Annotated in this window: 16 protein-coding genes and 1 riboswitch; of the genes, 8 read left to right on the top strand and 8 right to left on the bottom strand. The window is 65.8% G+C overall.

What is annotated here, in order from left to right; genetic code table 11:
- Positions 1–83: 83 nt before the first annotated feature.
- The gene (locus AC13FN_RS08920; RefSeq protein ID WP_049435637.1) at positions 84–704 is read right to left on the bottom strand and encodes a hypothetical protein; all 621 of its coding nucleotides are present in this window, start codon (positions 702–704) and stop codon (positions 84–86) included.
- A gap of 188 nt (positions 705–892) precedes the next feature.
- A riboswitch (FMN riboswitch) is annotated at positions 893–1,038 on the top strand.
- A gap of 74 nt (positions 1,039–1,112) precedes the next feature.
- Between AC13FN_RS08920 and AC13FN_RS08925 the strand changes: the two genes are divergently transcribed.
- From AC13FN_RS08925 to thiL, 5 genes are all read left to right on the top strand, one after another.
- Entirely contained in the window at positions 1,113–1,715 is a 603-nt protein-coding gene (locus AC13FN_RS08925; RefSeq protein ID WP_478410624.1) for a riboflavin synthase, read from the top strand.
- Entirely contained in the window at positions 1,712–2,812 is a 1,101-nt protein-coding gene (gene ribB, locus AC13FN_RS08930; protein WP_478410625.1) for a 3,4-dihydroxy-2-butanone-4-phosphate synthase, read from the top strand. Before AC13FN_RS08925 ends, ribB begins: the two co-directional genes overlap by 4 nt.
- Before the next feature lie 178 nt (positions 2,813–2,990).
- Complete coding sequence (gene ribH / locus AC13FN_RS08935) at positions 2,991–3,458, top strand: 6,7-dimethyl-8-ribityllumazine synthase (protein WP_010481977.1); 468 nt, start codon at positions 2,991–2,993, stop codon at positions 3,456–3,458.
- Positions 3,455–3,934, top strand: a complete 480-nt coding sequence (gene nusB / locus AC13FN_RS08940; RefSeq protein WP_005408062.1) for a transcription antitermination factor NusB — start codon at positions 3,455–3,457, stop codon at positions 3,932–3,934. The genes ribH and nusB overlap by 4 nt, the downstream gene beginning before the upstream one ends.
- 130 nt (positions 3,935–4,064) lie before the next feature.
- On the top strand, positions 4,065–5,030 hold the full coding sequence (thiL, locus tag AC13FN_RS08945) for a thiamine-phosphate kinase (RefSeq protein WP_010481973.1): 966 nt from the start codon (positions 4,065–4,067) through the stop codon (positions 5,028–5,030).
- Positions 5,031–5,039: 9 nt separating this feature from the next.
- Here thiL and AC13FN_RS08950 read toward each other — a convergent pair whose 3' ends face one another.
- The 3 genes from AC13FN_RS08950 to AC13FN_RS08960 form a co-directional block, all read right to left on the bottom strand.
- Entirely contained in the window at positions 5,040–8,033 is a 2,994-nt protein-coding gene (locus AC13FN_RS08950) for an ATP-binding protein (protein WP_482984622.1), read from the bottom strand.
- A 99-nt stretch (positions 8,034–8,132) separates the two neighbouring features.
- Positions 8,133–8,855, bottom strand: coding sequence for a fimbria/pilus periplasmic chaperone (locus AC13FN_RS08955; protein WP_197597629.1), 723 nt, complete (start codon positions 8,853–8,855; stop codon positions 8,133–8,135).
- 60 nt (positions 8,856–8,915) lie between these two features.
- Positions 8,916–9,428, bottom strand: a complete 513-nt coding sequence (locus AC13FN_RS08960; protein ID WP_482984621.1) for a fimbrial protein — start codon at positions 9,426–9,428, stop codon at positions 8,916–8,918.
- A 202-nt stretch (positions 9,429–9,630) separates the two neighbouring features.
- Between AC13FN_RS08960 and AC13FN_RS08965 the strand changes: the two genes are divergently transcribed.
- From AC13FN_RS08965 to AC13FN_RS08975, 3 genes are read left to right on the top strand one after another with little or no spacing between them, the layout of a single operon-like run.
- On the top strand, positions 9,631–10,662 hold the full coding sequence (locus AC13FN_RS08965) for a fimbrial protein (protein ID WP_482984620.1): 1,032 nt from the start codon (positions 9,631–9,633) through the stop codon (positions 10,660–10,662).
- Positions 10,659–13,175, top strand: a complete 2,517-nt coding sequence (locus tag AC13FN_RS08970; RefSeq protein WP_482984619.1) for a fimbria/pilus outer membrane usher protein — start codon at positions 10,659–10,661, stop codon at positions 13,173–13,175. Before AC13FN_RS08965 ends, AC13FN_RS08970 begins: the two co-directional genes overlap by 4 nt.
- 38 nt (positions 13,176–13,213) lie before the next feature.
- Positions 13,214–13,723, top strand: coding sequence for a fimbrial protein (locus AC13FN_RS08975; protein WP_235651182.1), 510 nt, complete (start codon positions 13,214–13,216; stop codon positions 13,721–13,723).
- Between the two features lie 95 nt (positions 13,724–13,818).
- Here AC13FN_RS08975 and AC13FN_RS08980 read toward each other — a convergent pair whose 3' ends face one another.
- The 4 genes from AC13FN_RS08980 to AC13FN_RS08995 all read right to left on the bottom strand — a co-directional run bounded on the left by AC13FN_RS08980 (position 13,819) and on the right by AC13FN_RS08995 (position 18,789).
- Positions 13,819–14,229, bottom strand: a complete 411-nt coding sequence (locus AC13FN_RS08980; protein WP_171953843.1) for a hypothetical protein — start codon at positions 14,227–14,229, stop codon at positions 13,819–13,821.
- 581 nt (positions 14,230–14,810) lie between these two features.
- Positions 14,811–15,206 carry a DUF805 domain-containing protein gene (locus tag AC13FN_RS08985; protein WP_482984618.1) on the bottom strand — a complete coding sequence of 132 codons (396 nt, stop codon included), beginning with the start codon at positions 15,204–15,206 and terminating at the stop codon, positions 14,811–14,813.
- A gap of 117 nt (positions 15,207–15,323) precedes the next feature.
- Positions 15,324–15,872 (bottom strand): hypothetical protein, encoded by a 549-nt coding sequence (locus tag AC13FN_RS08990; RefSeq protein WP_482993495.1) that lies wholly within the window; start codon positions 15,870–15,872, stop codon positions 15,324–15,326.
- 517 nt (positions 15,873–16,389) lie between these two features.
- Positions 16,390–18,789: an autotransporter family protein gene (locus AC13FN_RS08995; protein ID WP_482984616.1), complete on the bottom strand. Its 2,400-nt coding sequence runs from the start codon at positions 18,787–18,789 to the stop codon at positions 16,390–16,392.

Consider the following 18,789-nt stretch of genomic DNA (forward strand, 5'->3'; position numbering starts at 1 on the left):
GCCAGGTGACGGCGTGCAGCGGCCAAAAAAAACGGGCCCCTTGCGGGGCCCGTTCGATCGCACGACGAGGAGCGATCGTTGGATCAGAAGCTGGCGCGCACGCCGGCCGAGTACTGGGTGACGTCACGGTAGCCGGAGATCTCGCCCACCAGACCCCAGGTCTTGGTGAAGTTGATCTGGCCGCCGACGGTGCCGACCCAGGTGCCCTTGAAGTTGTTGCCGCCGTCCATGTAGCCGGCCTTGGCCCAGGCTTCGGTCATGCGCGACGGCTTGCCACGGATGCCCAGGGTGGCGCGGCCCAGGTTGGTGTGGTCCTTGTAGCGGTCGCTGTAGCCGTCGTAACGGTCGGTCAGTTCAGCGCTCTGGCGCACCCAGGCGATATCGGCGGTGAAGTCCAGGCGGTCGGTCCACGGCATGTGGTAGCCGATGCCCAGCTCCGGCTGATTCAGTTCCAGCTTCAGCGAGCCGTCGCTGTAATGGTAGGTCTTGCTGGTGCGCGACCAGCCACCGAACACGTAGACCTGTTCGGCGATGGCCACGGAGCCACGCAGGTAGCCGCCGTCGACCTTCGGGTCGTCCAGTGCGTTGTCGTCAACCTTGACCTGCGTCCAACCGCCTTCGACGTAGGTGTAGCTCAGGGCGTCGGCCGAAGCCGAGAGCGGGGCGGCGGCCAGCAGGGCGGCCACGATCAGCATCTTGCGCATGGGAATTCCTGTGAATTTCAGTCCTTTGGCGGGCCTGCCCCAGCGGGCTGCCCGTGGCGACCTCATGTCGTCCGGGGTGGAATTTTAATGAAAGTTTTACAAATTGCGAGCGACGGCCGTCACAGCTGTGGCATCCGACCCCGTTCAGCCCGGGCTGGTACACTAGCCACGCCGGTTCGCCGGTACACAAACGTCTTCAGGGCGGGGTGCAATTCCCCACCGGCGGTAGGTGCGCAAGCACGAGCCCGCGAGCGCCCCGGCCCACGGCCGGGGGTCAGCAGATCCGGTCCAATGCCGGAGCCGACGGTCATAGTCCGGATGAAAGAAGACGGTGCCACAGGGCTCATGCCCTGCGCGTGCCTGTTTGCCTTGCGGCGTTTTTCGCTCACTTTTCGCGGAGAACGTTTCTTGTTTACTGGAATCATCGAAGGCGTCGGCCGTCTGGCCGCACGCGAATCCATCGGCGGCGATGTCCGCTTCACCTTCAATGTCGGGAATCTGCCGTTCGACAACGTGCAGATGGGCGAGAGCATTGCCATCAACGGTGTCTGCCTCACCGTCATCGCATTCGACGCCAGCAGCTTCCAGGCCGATGCCTCCACCGAGACCCTGGGCCTGACCACGCTGGGCCAGCTGGGCGAAGGGGCGGTCATCAACCTGGAACGGGCCATGCGACCGACCGACCGCCTCGGCGGCCATCTGGTCAGCGGCCACGTCGATGGGCTCGGCCAGGTGCTGTCCATCCATGAAGACGCGCGTGCCCAGCGCTGGCGTTTCGCCGCGCCGGCCGCGCTGCGCCGCTACATCGCCAAGAAGGGCTCGATCTGCGTGGACGGCGTCAGCCTCACCGTCAACGAAGTGGACGAGGAAGGCTTTGAAGTGGCCCTCATTCCGCACACGGTGGCCAACACCGCCTTCTCCGCCACCGGCGTGGGCAGCGCAGTCAATCTTGAAATCGATCTGGTCGCTCGGTATGTCGAGCGGTTGTTGGGTGAAGGAGCCCGCGCATGAACTTCGCACCCATCCCCGAAATCCTGGAAGACATCCGCCTGGGCCGCATGGTGGTCATCGTCGATGACGAAGACCGCGAGAACGAAGGCGACCTGATCATGGCCGCCGAGCTGGTCAAGGCCAGCGACATCAACTTCATGGTCACCCATGGCCGTGGCCTGGTCTGCCTGCCGTTGAACCGCACCCGCGCCGCCGATCTCGGCCTGGCGCCGATGGTGCAGGCCAATACCGCGCAGTTCCAGACCAATTTCACGGTCAGCATCGAGGCCGCCGAGGGCGTCACCACGGGCATCTCGGCGCATGACCGCGCCCACACCATCCGCACTGCGGTGAAACCCAACGCCAAGCCGTCGGACCTGCACCAGCCGGGCCACATCTTCCCGCTGATCGCCCAGCCGGGTGGCGTGCTGACCCGCGCCGGCCACACCGAAGCCGCCGTGGACATGGCCATGCTGGCCGGGCTGGAGCCGGCTGGCGTGCTGGTGGAGATCCTGAACCCGGATGGCAGCATGGCGCGCCGCCCGGAGCTGGAAGTGTTCGCCCGCGAGCACGGCCTGAAGATGGGCTCCATCGCCGACCTGATCGCCTACCGCCTGGCCACCGAAAAGACCGTCGAACGCGTGGACGAGCGCGAGATCGAGACCGAATTCGGCCCGTTCAAGCTGGTCACCTACCGCGACCGCATCGCCCACGACCTGCATTTCGCCCTGGTCCGCGGCACCCCGGATGCCGACACCCCGACCCTGGTGCGGGTGCAGGTGGAAAACCCGCTGGCCGACCTGCTGCACTGGCGCCGCGACGATTTCGGCGTGGCCGCCACCGATGCCCTGCGTGCGATCGATGCCGAAGGCAGTGGCGTGATGGTGGTGCTGCAGGCCCCGCGTGATGGCGAGGCCCTGCTGGCCCGCCTGCGCCAGCAGCCGGCGCCGGTGGTGCCGGGCAAGGACAAGGACGTGAGCCAGTGGCGCCGCAACGGTGCCGGCGCACAGATCCTGTCTGACCTGGGCCTGGGCAAGCTGCGCGTGCTGGGCACCCCGCGCCGCCAGATCGGCCTGGCCGGGTACGGCCTGGAAGTGGTGGAGACGGTGGCCCTGTAACCCCCTTGGCGTGCCGACCAACGGTCGGCACCCACCGTCCGCCCTCTGGTGGGTGCCGACCATGCCCTACCTGTGGTGGGTGCCGACCGTTGGTCGGCACACCCTGCAGGCCCCGCCAGCCACGGCCGGGGCCCATCCACGCTAGAATTACCCCCTTATCGAGTCCCCCAAGCCGCATATGAGCCACTACGAAGGCGATCTTCGCACTCCCGAATCGGCGCGCTTCGCCATCCTGGCCAGCCGCTGGAACGCCCGCATCACCGATACGCTGGTCGCTGGCGCCCGCCAGAGCCTGGCCGGCAACGGCATCACCGAAGCCAACATCGACGTGATCCGCGTGCCGGGTGCCTGGGAGCTGCCGCTGGTGGCCGCGCGCCTGGCCGCGGCCCATGAACACGCCGCCATCCTCACCCTGGGCTGCGTGATCCGTGGCGATACCCGCCACTACGAACACGTGGCCGACCGCTGCGCCGAAGGCCTGATGCGCGTGCAGCTGGACTTCGGCGTGCCGGTGCTGAACGGCGTGCTGGCGGTGGAACGCGTTGAAGACGCCGAGGCCCGCGCAGGCGGCAGCCACGGCAACAAGGGCGAGGAAGTCGCACTCGCCGCATTGGAAATGGTCAATCTTCTGGAGCAGCTGCCATGAACAAGAACACCCAGGGCAAGCCCTCCGGTAAACCCGTCCGCCGCGATGGCGTCGATCCGGTGCTGCGCTCGCGCGCCCGCCGTCGTGCCGTGCAGGCCATCTACGCCTGGCAGATCTCCGGCGGCAACGCACAGTCGCTGATCGCCCAGTTCGCTCACGAGCAGGCCCGCGAAATCGCCGATCTGGCGTACTTCGAGGCACTGCTGCACGGCGTGCTCGACAACCGCCGCGACATCGACGAAGCGCTCGGCCCGTACCTGGACCGCGGCATCGAAGAAGTGGACGCGATCGAACGCGCGGTGCTGCGCCTGGCCGCCTACGAGCTGCGCTACCGCCTGGATGTGCCGTACCGCGTAGTGATCAACGAAGCCATCGAATCGGCCAAGCGCTTCGGTTCCGAACACGGCCACACCTACGTCAACGGCGTGCTGGATCGTGCCGCCGTGGAATGGCGCAAGGTCGAATCGGGTCACTGACCCGGTTCTGCTCGTCCTGGACGGGCCGTGACCTGCTGGGTCGATACCGGCCCTGACTCCGCTTCTGGTGGGTGCCAACCCTGGTTGGCACCGATGCCCGATATCGCCGCCACCCCCACGGGAACGCCCCATGTCCCTGGCTGAATTCGCCCTCATCGACCGCATCCGCGCCCGCACCGCCGAGCGCGACGACATCGTGCTCGGTATTGGCGACGACGCCGCACTGCTGCAGCCACGCCCGAACGAACAGCTGGTGGTCACCGCCGATACGCTCAACAGCGGCGTGCACTTCCCGGCCGAAACGCCGGCGTTCGACATCGGCTGGAAGACGTTGGCCGTCAACCTGTCCGACCTCGCCGCGATGGGCGCGCGCCCGGCGTGGTGCACGCTGGCGCTGTCGTTGCCCGAAGCCAGCGAAGACTGGATCGAGGCCTTCGCCGACGGTTTCTTCGCACTGGCCGACCAGCACGACATCGCCCTGATTGGTGGCGACACCACGCGTGGCCCGCTGTCGCTGTCGGTCACTGCGATGGGGCAGGTGTCGCGCGGCCAGGCGCTGCGTCGTGATCGCGCACAGATTGGCGATGACATCTGGGTCAGCGGCACCCTCGGCGACGCTGCCGGTGCGCTGCGGCTATGGCAGCAGGGTGCGCTGAACGTGGCCACCGCCACGCTGCTGGCCGATTACGAAAGCCTGCGCCTGCGCCTGCTGCGGCCGACCCCGCGAGTCACCCTCGGCCTGCGCCTGCGTGCGTTCGCGCATGCGGCCGTGGATATCTCCGATGGGTTGCTGGCCGACCTTGGCCACATCGCGGCACGCAGCGGTGTGCGCGCCGAAGTCGATGCCGATGCGTTGCCGATGTCAGCGGCGCTGCGCGAACTGCTGGGCCGCGATGCTGCCCGTGAGTGCGCGCTGCACGGCGGCGACGATTACGAACTGTGCTTCACCGCCGCCGCCGACCAGCGCGACGCGTTGCACTTCGTTGCCGAATCGCTGGATCTGCCGATCACCCGCATCGGCCGCATCATGGAAGGGCAGGGCGTGCATACCGAAGGCCACGACGGCCCGAGCGGGTACGAGCACTTCGCCGGCTGAGCACGCAGGTCATGCCGGCTGCTGCGCGGCAACCTGACGTTCGATGCTCGCCGCGATCAACGCGATAGCCTCAATGACGATCGCCTTCGACGCCGCATCTGTCGCGCCGGTGCTGCGCAGGGCCTGTTCGGCCTGTTGGCAGCTGCGCGCTGCCTGGGCTTCTCCCAGAAATACCAGCGCGCCGGCGAAGCTGTGCAGCTGATCGATCATGGCCGGTGCGTCGGCACTGTCCAGCGCCTGGCTCAGCGCCGCGTAGTCGCGATGCGCGGTCTGCAGGAACGCCTCGCGCATCTGCCGCTGAACCGCCTCGCTCACCACCGGAGGTAAGGGTGCCTGTGCCGAGCGATCGAGGTCGAATCCATGCAGCGCGGCCTGCAGCGACGCCAGGTCGAGCGGCTTCAGCAGCAGCGTGGACATGCCGGCCTCGCGCACGCGCTGCGCGTCCTCGGGCATCGCATTGGCGGTGAGCGCGACGATGGGAATGGAGGGATCGTCCGCACGCAGTTTCCGGGCCAGCCCGTATCCGTCCAGACGTGGCATGTTCAGATCGGTCAGCACGATATCGAACCGGCCCGCGCGCCAGCGTTGCCACGCCTCCTCGCCGTCGGCCGCGAAGGTGACCTGCCAACCCAGCGCATGCAGTTGCCCCAGCGTCACGTCACGGCTGATCACGCTGTCATCCACCAACAACGCGTGACCGCCCGACGGATGCGCGCGCTCGACAGGCGCCGGCCGTGGCGGCGTGCCTGCCACGGCGGTGGTCCGGCGTGCCGGAATGTCCAGGTGGAAAACGCTGCCGGTGCCCGGGGTGCTGCGAACGCCGAGGGTGCCGCCGAGCAGTTCGGCGAAGCGCTGGCACAAGGCCAGCCCCAGGCCGCTGCCGCCGTGCTGCCGTGCCGAGCCGGCACCGACCTGCACGAACGGCTTGAACAACACGGCCTGCGCCTCGGCATCGATGCCCGGGCCCGTATCGCGCACTTCCACGTGCAGCCACTCGCTGCCATCGGGCCGCAGCGAGGCATCAACGCTGACCGCCACCGTTCCCGATGCCGTGAACTTCACCGCATTGCCCACCAGGTTGTTGATCACCTGCGCCACGCGACCTGCGTCGGCCACGTAGGCTGGCCCCAGCGCATCGCCGGTGTGCAGCTCCAGGCGCAGGCCTTTCGCGGTGGCCTGTGGCTCGAACAGTGTCGCGGTCTGCTGCAGCAGCGCACGCGGATCGAAAGGCGCCGGCTCCAGCGTCATCAGCCCGGCTTCGATACGGGAAAGGTCCAGGGTGTCGTTCACCAGCCCCTGCAGCACATCGGCCGCGCTGCGCGCGCGCGTGACATGCGTATGCGCCGCCGCCGGCATGGTCTGGCGGGCAAGCAGTTCAAGATGGCCGAGCACGCCGCTCAAAGGGGTGCGGATTTCATGGCTGATCATCGCCACGAAGGCCGTCTTGGCCTGGTCCGCAGCCTCGGCATCGTGCTGGGCCTGTTCGGCATGACGCCGTGCATCCAGCAGACGCTGCTGGGTTTCCGTCTGTGCGGTCACATCGGTCACCGCGCAGACCCAGATCGCCTGCCGCTGGTAGCGCGCGGCGGCCACGATGGATTGCAGGTAGCGCGATGGACCGTGCTCGTCCGCGGACGGCGCCTCGAACAGCTGCCCGTGTACCTGGCCGTCAACGCGTTGCACCAGGCGGCCGACCAGTGCGTCCAACAGGTTGCCGGTGGTGTCGCCGATCAGCTGCTCCAGTGCCTGGTTGTGCAGGATCACCTGCCCGCTCTGCTGGTCGAGCAGGCACAGGCCGACCGGCGACGTTTCGATCAGCGTGCGGCTCAACGCTTCGCTTTCATGCACCCGTGCGGCTTCTTCCAGCGCCGGCCGCAGCACGCGCCGGTCCACCAGCAGCAACAGCGTCCACAGCGCGGCCAGCAGGGCGGCCAGGGCCAGCCCACCGCCGAGCAGATAGGTCTGCTGCGCCGTCCAGATGTCGGTCCAGCGGTAGAGCCGCAGCAGCGTCCAGTCGATGCCCTGCAAGGGTGCGGACATCACGAAGGCACGGCCGGCAGGCAGTGCCAATAGCGTAGGCCGGGGCGATGGCGCGGCGCGCAGCGCAGGCCCGGAAATCGCAGCGTCCGCAGCACTGCGCAGAACATCGTTTCCCTGCCGGTCCAGCACCACCCACATCCCCGGGCTGGCCTCCTCCAACCGCTCGCGCAGGCCTTGAAGCGGTTCAAACGTCAGCCGGTTGATGAAGGGGGTGCCATTGCTGCGCAGGCGCATCTGGGTGACCAGTGCATCCTCGCCGGTGAACGGATTGCGGCCGAAGTAGGCGCGCAGCCGGCCGCTGGCCAGTTGAAGCTCGGACTCCGCCCCCGCTGACTGCCAGCCGGCATCGGCGGTCTGTGACAGCGCGGCCAGTGCCTGTTCACGGGTAGGCACCTTCATGAGTTGCAGCAGCTGCGCTTCATCATGCAGCCCGGCGATCGCAAACAGGCGCCCTTCCGGTTCGAAGGCGAAGGAGATCAAGGAAGTGGGCGAATCCTGCGCCGCTACGGTGGCGGCCATGTACGCCGAATAGGTCTGCACCATGCCCAGGTATGCCGCCTCCGCCTGTGGCGGAAGACGGCCCTCGCGCGGGGACAGCGCCAGCCAGGGGACGGACAGGGCGCCCGGTGCCACCACGCCGGCCTGGCCATCCTGTGCTGAAAAGCGGGCCGCAACAGGCAGGCCACCGGCCACCAGTGCGGTTTGCTGGGTAGCCCAGAGCATGGCGTTGGTGTTCAAGCTGGCCACGTAGGCCCGCCTGCGCTCGCCAATGTAGCGATCCACCGTCTGCTGGCCGCGCTGCAGCGCCTCGCGCTCGTTGAGGTGCACCGTTTCCAACCGCAGCCACAGCGCCGCGCAGCCGGCGGCCAGGAGAAGCAGGGTCAAGACGGCACCGCCGCCGAACAGCAGCCGGCGCTGCAGGCCTTGCAGGGTGGCAAGCACGGAGCCCAAGGGTGACGCCATGGTGCGAACCTGGGTTGTGAGGCTGTGGCCTGCAGCGTGACGCGTCTGCCACCCTCAGTGCAAGTCATTGCCGGTGCACTGCGGAAGCCCGATCTACGTTTACCGATCAACGCGCGCCTCGGCCTCACGGGGCGTGCCGTAATCATCCAGCCATTTGAACGCCACCGTTGCCGGCATGGCTGCACCTTCCGGCAGCGCATAGCGCACCTGTGCCCCCGGCGCGATCATATCCACGTCCACGCGGCGGCCATCGGCCAGCGTCAATGAACTCAACGAGACGTGGTACGCGCTCGGGTTGCGCACCTGCAGGCCATCACCATCGGCAGACCACTGCAGCGTGGCCGCTGCATCGCGTGCACTGCCCGGCAGCCCGGCCGGGCGATGGAACAGCTTCACCCGCGTACGCACCGCGAACTGCAGCAGGTTCTTGCTACTGGCATCGCTGGGCTTGGGCGGAATGTCCAGCAGATTGAAATAGAACACCGATTCGCGATCGGTTGGCAGCGGTGCCTCCGACGGGCGCGGTGCGTAGGTGACGCGATATGCCTGGCCCTGCTTCGGTTGCAGCAGTCGCGGCTCGGCCGGTGTCAGCCGAAAGGGCGTACGTACATGCTCAGGACGCGACTGGCTGTCGCCGTCATCGATCCACACCTGGGTCATCGCGGGCAACTCGCCCACGTTGCTGGCCCTGACCGTTACGTCGCGGCCCTTGCTGGCATCGTGAACGATGCGTGTGCCCTGCAGCGTCACCGCAGCCGATGCCGGCAGCGCCGCCGACACGGCCAGCAGCGCGCATATCCACGTCCTGGCGCGGAGTTTCATGGTCAACCTCGTTGAAAGGGGCAGGCCGTCGCTGCGTGGCGCCAGCCTGCCGGAAGCGCGTTATTTGTAGACCACCACGAAGTCGCCCGAGGCATTGGCGGTGCCAGCCCGCGCGTTCTGCGCCGGTGAGGCGTACCACGCGCTGTAGTCCAGCTGGCCGCTGCCACCGGCGGCGATGGTCACCCACACGGCCGGGTCCTCACCGATCTTCTGCTGGTTGCCTGCCGCGTCGTACAGCGCAACGCCCACGTTGCTGGCGGTCGATGCGGCGGTCAATGCGAGGTTGCCGGTACTGCCGTCGGGCGTGCCGCCGAAGCGCACACCTACATCCTGTGATGCACCCGAACCCGAGCAGTCCAGGGCGATGGTGAAGTTCTTCTGGCCGGCACGGGCGCTGGCGTTGACCGAGGCCAGATCCACCTTGCCCATCGGCACGGTGATGGTGCCGCCGGTGGAGCCCACCGAGCAGGTGGAGGTCATCAGTTCGCCGGTGATTTCCAGCGTTTCGGCAGACACCGACGGCGCGACGACGGCGAGGGCAGAAAGCGACAGGAGGCGGAGTGTGAGTGGCATGACAGTTCTCTGTAGTGGAATGGAGGCACGCGGTGACCGCCCATGGCAGTCAGCCCGGGTAGTTTCGATGCGCGCTTCAGGCTGCGGTATGCAACAAGTTGTAAAAGCGCGTTGACGTTTGCGAACTGCAATTAATCCGATAGGAAGTGGCAGTGCCGCTGCCTAGACTGCGCGGCCTCGATTGGTTGTCGGAGGAATCGCCGTGCGGTTTCCATTGCAGTTCCGCGCTCTTCTGTCTGTCTGCACGCATGTGCCGCGTGGTGTGGTGCGCGCGCGGGTGGGTGCGGTGGTCATCGCTTCCCTGTGCATTCTGGAGGCCGGGGCCAGCTGCGCGCGGCTTAGTCCGGGAGATCAAGATCTGAGCTACACCCAAAGGGGCTACAACCTGGATCGGCCGGATGAAAGACTGGGAACAAGCGCGGCGGGAGCAGTCGCCCTGGGGTTCGAGTGCGCTGCCGGGCAAACAGCCTTCGTCGTGGATGCGCCACTGACCGGTCTCACCTACGAGCGCGATGTCACCTACGGTGGCGTCACCTACAAGGCCTATAGCTTCAGTTCGCGCTCACCACTCATCGGCTTTGGCTACAGTGTGAGAGAGGGGGCTCCCTCGAATTATGGTGGTCCCGCCTTGGCTGTAGGAGCGATCAATCGACACCCCGGCATACCGATTGCAACTGCTGGACCGGTTACCGTCGCGGTTTATGTGATTGTGTTCTTCCGTGGGGGAGCCATGGAGCCGGTGCCGATGAGCTACCTGGGCACCATCACATCTTGGCCCGAGGGTGATCCGAGCCAGAGGATGCAGCACCACCTGTCGGTGGAGATCTCCATGCCCCCCGTCACCTGCACCCTCGCCAACGCTTCCCACGCCCTCGACGACGTTCTCGCCAACGAACTCGCCGCCAGCGGCAGCAACGCGAAGGAATCCAGCTTCGACGTCGCGATGAACTGCCCGATGGACAACATCGACGTGCAGCTGTCGCTGGCCGATGCCAATGATCCTGGTAGCAGCAACGGTCAGCTGGCACCCGCTCCCGGTGCCACCGCTGGCGGCGTTCAAGTGCAGCTGCTGCGCGGTGGCCAGCCGGTGCAGTTCGGCCAGGCGTGGTCGCACGGCTGGTCCAGCAAGGGGCAGCAATCCATTCCCTTCAGTGCGCGCTATCTGCGTACGGCCGGTCCGCTGGTGCCCGGCGACGTCAAAGGCGAGGCGGTGCTGACCGCCGACTACCGATGAGGGCCGTCAATCGTACCCCTGCCGCCACCCGATCCCTCTGCGCCGCCATCGGTGCGGTGCTGTCGGCTGGATTTGCACTCGACGCCACCGCAGCCCCTGTCGAGTTCAGCGAAGGCTTCCTGATCGGCGGCGAAGCCATCGACATGGCGCGATACGCCAACGGCAATCCGCTGCCGGCCGGCGACTACGCGGTGGACGTGCATGTGAACGGCGAGTTCCTGCGCAGCCAGGACATCCGCTTCGTCATCCAGGACGACCCGCAGATTGCGGTGCCATGCCTGTCACCGGCGCTGGTACGCGGGCTGCCGTTGAAGCCTGCGTTCCTGGAGGCACTGCCCGCCGAAGACAGCACCTGCGTGAATCTGCCAGCGCTGGTGGAGGGCGCCAACAGCACCTTTGACAGTGGCGAGCTGAAGTTGTCCCTCAGCATTCCGCAGGCGGCACAGGCCATCGCCGCGCGTGGCTTCGTGGCACCGGAACTGCGCGACGACGGCATCACCGCTGCCTTCATCGATTACAGCGCCAACCACTACCGCAGCCAAGGCAGCGACAGCAGTTACCTTGGGTTGCGGGCAGGCGTGAACCTGGGCGCATGGCGGCTTCGCCACCGCGCATCGTTCACCCATGGCAGACAGGGCACCCGGCACGAGGTCATCAGCAGCCATCTGCAACGCGACATTCCGCGCTGGAACAGCCAGCTGCTGCTGGGCCAGGGCAACACCGGTGGCGAGCTGTTCGAAAGCGTGCCGTTTACCGGCGTGCGCGTAGCCAGCGACGAGCGCATGCTGCCCGATTCGCTGCGTGGCTATGCGCCGGTGGTGCAGGGCATTGCCGAAGGCAATGCGGTGGTCACCATCCGCCAGAACGGCAGCATCATCCACGAAAGCAATGTGGCGCCCGGTCCATTCACCATCGAGGATCTTTATCCCACCAACTTCGGCGGTGACCTGGACGTCAGCGTCACCGAAGCCGATGGCCGCGTGCAGCGCTTCAGTGTCAATTTCTCCGCCGTGCCGCAGGCGTTGCGTGCCGGGTCGTCGCGCTTTGCGGTCACCGCGGGCGAGCTGCGCGACACCGGCAACACGCTGCAGGCGCTGCGCTTCACCGAGGGCACCTACGCGCGCGGCCTGAACAACCGGCTTACCGTGCTGGGTGGCGCCCAGCTGGGTGAGGACTATCGCGCCCTGCTCGCCGGTGCTGCGGTCAACACGGCCATCGGTGCATTCGGTGCCGATGTCACCCATTCGCGCGCCCGCCTGCGCGGCAACGACACCGCCACCGGCAACAGCTTCCGCGTGAATTACCAACGTTACGTGGCGCGCACCGGTACGAACTTCGGCCTGGCTGCGTATCGCTACAGTACGCGCGGCTTCCTCAGCCTCAACGATGTGGCACGCGCGCAGAGCGACGACTGGGGTTACGGCCAGCGCGCCCGCCAGCGCTACCAGGTGAACTTCTCGCAGAAGGTCGGCCAGCGCAGCAACCTGTATCTCAGCGGCGGCCATGTGTCTTACTGGGACAGCGCCCGACGCCGCAACGATTTCCAGGTGGGCTTCCAGAGCACGCTGGGGCGGGTCAACTATGGTGTGTCCGCGCTGCGCTTCCGCGTGGGCGATGGCCGCCAGGACACCCGCTACGCGTTCACCCTCAGCGTGCCGCTGGGCCGTAGCGCCAACGCGCCGCGTGCCAGCACCCAGCTCAGCCACGCCGATAGTAGCAGGCAGTCGCAGCTGGGCATCACCGGCAGCCTGGGTGAGTCACGTGCGCTGAGCTACAGCCTGTCCAGCGCACAAGGCAATGGACAGAACAGCCATAGTGCTTATGCCGCGTGGCAAGGCAGCCGTGGCAATCTCAATGCCGGCTACAGCCGCAGTGGCGACTACCGCAGCCTGTCGCTTGGCGCATCGGGCAGCGTGGCGCTGCACAGCGGTGGCCTGAACCTGGGCGCTCCCGTGGGCGACGGCTTCGCGCTGGTGCAGGCGCCGGGGGCGCAGGGCGCACGCATCGGCAGCAGCACTGACCTACGTGTGGCGCGCAATGGCTACGCACTGCTGCCGCACATCAGCCCCTATCGCTGGAACACCATTGACCTGGACCCCTCTGGCCTGCCGATCGAGGTGGAGCTGCTGCAGACCTCGCAGCGTGTAGCGCCCACCGCCGGTGGCATCGTGCGCGTGCCGTTCCAGGTGCGCCGCGAGCGCACGCTGTTCATCGACGCCACCGACGCGCTGGGCCAGCCGCTGCCGTTTGCGGCGATGGTGCAGACCGAAGACGGCACGCCGACCGGTGCGGTGGGGCAGGGCGGGGTGATCCAGCTGCGGGGTGCGCAGGACAGCGGCGCGTTGATCGTCGACCCCGATGGCAAGCGACGCTGCCGCATCGACTACCGAATGCCCGATGCGCCGGACGCCTACGGGCTGTCGTGGAGCCAGGCCGTGTGCGTGCCGCAGCCGTTGCCGCCGGAGAGCCTGCAGGCGGGCACGCCGGAGCAGGAAGAGGGCACCGCCCCATGAGTTTCGTCTTTCCTTTCAACGTTCACAGGAGTTCAACCATGTCCCGTTCTCTTCTTCAGGTGATCGCGGTGCCGATGCTGTGCCTGATCGCGTCGGCCGTAGGTGCCCAAACCACACTCACCATCAGCGGTCGCGTGCTGCCGGGCACCTGCACGCTGGCAGCGCCCACCATCGCACTGGATCCGGTGAAGGCCGATGAGATGACGCCAGGTGCCGCCAACAGCGTGAAGGCCGGTGCACTGAACTTCACGGGCTGCGTGGGCGTCAGCCGTGCGCGCCTGTCCTTCGATGGCACGGCCGCCGACGGCGACCCGGAGCGCTGGAAGAACACCGCCGCCACCACGCCAGCAACCGGCGTGACGGTCGCGCTGCTGGCCGGCGCGACCGGCAACACGTACCTGAAGAAGGGCGACACTGATATTCCGGTGGCTGTCTCTGGCGCGACGGCGTCCTATCCGCTGCGCGCGGGTTACTTCATTCCCAACACCAGTGGTATCAACGCCGGCAATATCTCCACCGAGATCGTGGTCACCGCCGCATACGATTGAAAGCCGGTACGGCCCTGTAGCGCCGAGCCCACGCTCGGCTGCTCTTCGGTCAGGTTCCGGGCAAGCCGAGCATGGGCTCGGCTCTACAGAAGCCGCTAAGCTGCGTGCAGCTGCACATCCACATACTCGGCCAACCCCCGGCACGCCAGCAGCAACCCCTCGCGCGCGTCATCGTCCACCTGCTGGCTGATCTCGCCATCCACGCGCACGCGCTCGGTGGCGTGCAGCAGTTCAAGTAGAAATGTCAGCCCGGCATTGGCGCGGTCGATGCGCGCCAGTGCCAGCCGCTGCCCCGGCGTACGGCCTTTGCCCGGCCACGGTTGCCCATCGGCGGCGTCGCCCTGGCGGATGTGCTGCAGGCAATGCAGCAGCGTGATGGTGCCGGGCGCTTCGCCTTCCTGCAGTGCGGCGAAGGTGCTTTCCAGCGTGCGCGCCAGATCGTCGGGCAGGCGCGTGGCGGCCTCGCCCAGAGTGGCGAACAGGTGGGGATAGTGTGATGTGGTCATGGCGGCGTCCTTGTGTGCGAAGCAAGGGGCCACCCCGCTTAACAGCGAGGGTGGCGGACGGTGCGTGGTTGCAATACCGGAGGTTGATGTAAAAGCGCCGGCGGGCACGAGGCCCCCACGCACCGCCCGCCATGTAAACGCGGACGGAATGCCTGTCGACGTCGCCCGAGGGACGAGCGACGCCGACAGGCAAGCGTAACCAAACACATCAACCTAACGGGATTGCAAGCCCGTGCCACCCGTTCTCGGTGGCGGACACATGATGCGCACGAAGGTACCGCTGTACCAATCAGAAAAGTTTCAAATTCAAAGTTGTTGCAATCTGCATGCACGCGAATGGTAGTCATGCCGAGTGAGGCGAATGCGTCAGCATTCGCGCAGCGTCCTTGTAGAGCCGAGCCATGCTCGGCTTACCGCGCGAAGCGCGGCGCTTTGCGTGACCTGACGGGAAAGCAGCCGAGCATGGCTCGGCTCTACAGAAACCGCATCGCGCACAGTGGAACGGCGCCGGATTGCTCCGGCGCCGTTTTCGTTTCATTACCCGTTGCAGGCTACCGACAGGTTGGCGAGAGCCATCCAAATCAATTGCGCGGTGCAGCTCCATAGAGGTTATCGCCTTCCTGGCCAGGGCGAAGCATGTTCAGTAGTACAAAGGCCGGGCCAATCGCTGGGATCATGAACGTCAGGCTCATCCACCCAGATTGCCCGAGATCCCGAAATCTGCGTGCGACAAGTGCATAGAACGGTACAAGGCTGAAAACAATGTAGCCAAACCAGACGTATGCAAGAAGATCGCTCAATCGCATGCCTTCTCCCAGGGCGCCTGGCGGAAATCGGCGGGAGGTGTATGCGGCGATCGCGATGAACGACACGCTGACCATGAACTGAAGAAGAAAGAAGAGCCAGAACTCGCGTCGTGATGATCGCCCTTTGAAACAGGCGAAAAGACGAAAGGGGCGTAGCGCAAGACTGATCATATTGAGATTGGATGATGGGCCGGTCGCAGAGCGTATCGAGCCTGTTTGGCGTATGCGATACAACAAGTTGCAAGTTGATCGGTCTTCAACGCCGTTGCATCAGCCGGCGAATCGGGTCTAGCGGCTGGTTGGGTCGCTTGTCGTGAGCTGGATCTTCTCTGACTTGGCGAAGGCGTCTTGGGCGTCACTCAGCTGCTGTAGATCTGTATCCATGCGCTCGATGGCGGATTTCAAACGAGTCAGAAGCGATGCGGATTGTTCTGTGGTGTAGCCTTCTGGAAGCTCTGCCATGGCCACCATGATCGAGAACATGTCTTCGACGCTATGCAGTGATGTGAGTAGATGCTGGTGCAGATCAGCTGCCTCGGAGCGATGTGTCATGCGTTCTGCAGCGGTTCGCCTCTCGACGGCGTCCTTGTGTGCATTCTGCAGTCGAAAGCGAAACTTGGAGAGGTCACCTCCGTTATCAATTGCTTCATAGAACTCTTCCGCCCATGGGCCGTCGTTCCACGTGTTAACCGTGTCGACCGTACTGTTCCACTTCGCTACGTTTTCCTCCAGATAGCGGTCATTTGGATAGATGTAGCCGCGCGTATGTGGGCGGGCATCGCATGCCGTAAGAAGGCCAATAGATAGGAGCAGGAGAAGGCTGGTCGCGCATTTCATATGAGATGCCAGTGGTTGGGAAGATGGCTGAAGCCTGGCGTGGTCAGATGGACCAGGAAGTGCTGCGATGCACGACTCCGCGCTCGGGGATCCAGCGGGCCGCGAGTCTATGAGCGGAAACGTGCGGCGCTCAAGGTCAAAAGCGACAGCGGGTTGTTGCTGCAGTTGAATCACGGGCATTCTAGAAGGCGGGCAATGAGTTATGCCTTCTTTCATGCGTGGGGGGAGGGTCGTTACGGGCGAAACGTTGACGCCGTTGGATCACTGAGGGAAGCGCGGCTCCCCGTCTGTGGGAGATCGCCGTTGCCGTTTCATTGCCAGCTGTACGCCAGTGAGGCGAATGCGTCAGCATTCGTGCAGCGTTCTTGTAGAGCCGAGCCATGCTCGGCTTACCGTGCGAAGCGCGGCGCTTTTCGCGATCTGATCGGAGAGCAGCCGAGCGTGGGCTCGGCTCTACAGAATGCGCATCGTGCACAGTGGAGCAGCGCCGGATTGCTCCGGCGCCGCTTTCACTTCATTACCAGTTGTAGGCCACAGACAGATTGGCATTCGCCTCGCGATACCCACTGTCACCACGCATCACCCCAAACCCGCCCCACGCACTGAAACCGGAACGGAATTCCACCCGTGCACCTGCACTCAGTTCATAGCGGTTGCGCGGAATTCCAGCTTTCAACACTTCGTCGTCAAAGGCGATGCCATTGCCGGCGCCATCGCGGTACCAGTTGGCCGCCAGATAAGGGCTGACCGAGGCACCCGCTGCCGAGCGCGATTCACCCTGCAGGCGCAGGCCCGCACGGCCGGACAGACCGCTGTTGCCGTGCGCACGCACCACGGTGCCGTTGGTCTCGGTATGCACGTCGGTCTTCGCGTCGGTGTAGATCAGCTGCACCTCCGGCTGAAGGCTCAGCGCGGTGTTGCCGATCTGGCCGATGCCGAAGCGGTAACCGGCTTCCAGCGACGACTGCCAGATGTCCGAGTCGTAGCGCTCCTCGGCCAGGCCCTCGCCCTGCACACGGTTGCGGAACTGGCCGCGCTGCACGCTGGCATCCATATACATCGCATCGTTGGCCCAGTTGCCGTACACGCCCAGCGCGCCGCCTTCCACCTTGCCACGTGCACTGAAACCGGTCACGTCCGAACGCGAGGTAGCACTGCTGCGCGCGGCGGTGCCCATCACGCCGACGCGGCCACGGCCGTCATCGAATACGCCGATGTCCGCACCCAGCTGCAGGCGCGAGCGGTCCACGCGCAGGTCGAGCTGGTCATCCACTGCACCGAGCTTGCTCTGGGTGCCGTCCACGCGGGCCCAGCCACGGATGCCCTCCGCCGCCGCGGCGCCGCCCTGGCGATCGCGGTAGCTGTGGCGCAGCATCTGGTCGAGCGCGAACTGGTTGGCCAGGTAGGCGCCGGTCTCCGGGCGCAGGATCGGGATAGGCGTGATCGGGTCGATGGGATCAATCGGATCAATGATCGGCTTGCACTGCGGCAGGGTCGGGTCGGCCAGGCACGGGTCCGGCGTGGTCGCCAGTTCCGAGCGCAGGTACCAGTTGCCGTTGGCGTCCTTCACCAGGAAGTACTCGTACTGGCCGCCCACGGCGCGGCCGACCAGATCGAACTGCGCGTTGGAGGCGCCGCCGATATCGATCAGCTCGATGCCGCGATCGGTCTTGGCACCAGCACCGCCAGCATTGAGCACGCGCACGTTGGCCTGGCCGTTGGCATCACCAGCAATCACCAGCGTGTCGGTCAGCGAGGCGTCGTCACCCAGCTGGGTGTTGAACAACAGGGTGCCGCCGTTGCCGGTGAACTCGTCCAGGCTGAGGGTGTTGAAGCTGCTGCCATTGCCCAGCGCCACAGTACCGCCGGCGCCCAGGGTGAGATGGCCCACGCTGCTGTCGCCGGTCATCAGCCAGGCGCTGTCGGTATCGATGGTGGCGCTGGTGACGTTGATGAAGCGGCCGTCGATCTGCGCCTTGTTGCGCAGGAAGACGTCCAGGCTGCCATCAACCGTTGCGGCATCGAAGCTGACATTGCCGATCAGGCGCGCGTCATCCACGTTGAAGCGCACATGGCTGGCCCCCGGCGTGCTGCTACCGGTAAGCGAGTCCACCTGCAGCAGGTTGCCATTCCCCCCGATCAACCGTGCACCGTTTGCCACGGTGATCTCGAAGTCGGCAGCCTCGTCGGCGCCCACGCGGATCGCCGCGCCGCGCCCGGAGCGAATAGTGGAACCGTCAATACCCAGACGTAGCGTGTCGGGCGTATGGATCGAGCCGTACATCAACACCCCCACGTTGTCGGCGTCGATTTCCGAGCCATTGACGATGTTCACGCGCCCATTTTCCATGCGCACGCCCAAGCCACTGGCAATATCGCTGCCGCCTGCAGTGTCTTCCACACGTACGTAGGTGGAATCCAGAACAGACCAGGCGCCGGGCAAGGGAATGCCGCCGGGGGTGCTGCCCAGCGTCAGGCCGATGCTGAGTGGATTGCTTGGCAGCAGGCCGTCGGCAGCGGTGACAAGAATGCGGCTGCCGATCAGGTGCGCCGACGAGGAGCCCTGGACCAAGATGCCGCCGCCACGCAACGTGCTGCGTTCCGACTGCAGGCTCGCCGTGCCATCCAGCTCGACAGCACGCTGGTAGGAGCCGCTGCGGTTGATGGTGGCATCTGACATGTACACGAGTGAATCAACCGCACGGATGCTGTTGGTCTGCCCACCGACCACTGTCAACACCGCGTTGTTGCGCAGTGTCCACTCTTCAATCGGGTCGCCGTTGTTGACCAACCCAACGGTACCGTCCAGATCACCGGCCCAGGCGCCGGCCAGCGGCAGCATGCAGAGTGCGAGGACGATGCCACGCGCCAGCGGGCGTTGATGAGGATGAGCAGTGCGGGTGCGATGACGGTTCAT

The organism is Stenotrophomonas sp. 115C5, assembly GCF_056861055.1.

Bases quoted from the DNA above. Each gene is read 5' to 3' on its own strand.
- AC13FN_RS08920 (WP_049435637.1), bottom strand. From the start codon at position 704: ATGCGCAAGATGCTGATCGTGGCCGCCCTGCTGGCCGCCGCCCCGCTC.
- ribB (WP_478410625.1), top strand. From the start codon at position 1,712: ATGAACTTCGCACCCATCCCCGAAATCCTGGAAGACATCCGCCTGGGC.
- ribH (WP_010481977.1), top strand. From the start codon at position 2,991: ATGAGCCACTACGAAGGCGATCTTCGCACTCCCGAATCGGCGCGCTTC.
- nusB (WP_005408062.1), top strand. From the start codon at position 3,455: ATGAACAAGAACACCCAGGGCAAGCCCTCCGGTAAACCCGTCCGCCGC.
- thiL (WP_010481973.1), top strand. From the start codon at position 4,065: ATGTCCCTGGCTGAATTCGCCCTCATCGACCGCATCCGCGCCCGCACC.
- AC13FN_RS08950 (WP_482984622.1), bottom strand. From the start codon at position 8,033: ATGGCGTCACCCTTGGGCTCCGTGCTTGCCACCCTGCAAGGCCTGCAG.
- AC13FN_RS08955 (WP_197597629.1), bottom strand. From the start codon at position 8,855: ATGAAACTCCGCGCCAGGACGTGGATATGCGCGCTGCTGGCCGTGTCG.
- AC13FN_RS08960 (WP_482984621.1), bottom strand. From the start codon at position 9,428: ATGCCACTCACACTCCGCCTCCTGTCGCTTTCTGCCCTCGCCGTCGTC.
- AC13FN_RS08970 (WP_482984619.1), top strand. From the start codon at position 10,659: ATGAGGGCCGTCAATCGTACCCCTGCCGCCACCCGATCCCTCTGCGCC.
- AC13FN_RS08975 (WP_235651182.1), top strand. From the start codon at position 13,214: ATGTCCCGTTCTCTTCTTCAGGTGATCGCGGTGCCGATGCTGTGCCTG.
- AC13FN_RS08980 (WP_171953843.1), bottom strand. From the start codon at position 14,229: ATGACCACATCACACTATCCCCACCTGTTCGCCACTCTGGGCGAGGCC.
- AC13FN_RS08985 (WP_482984618.1), bottom strand. From the start codon at position 15,206: ATGATCAGTCTTGCGCTACGCCCCTTTCGTCTTTTCGCCTGTTTCAAA.
- AC13FN_RS08990 (WP_482993495.1), bottom strand. From the start codon at position 15,872: ATGAAATGCGCGACCAGCCTTCTCCTGCTCCTATCTATTGGCCTTCTT.
- AC13FN_RS08995 (WP_482984616.1), bottom strand. From the start codon at position 18,789: ATGAACCGTCATCGCACCCGCACTGCTCATCCTCATCAACGCCCGCTG.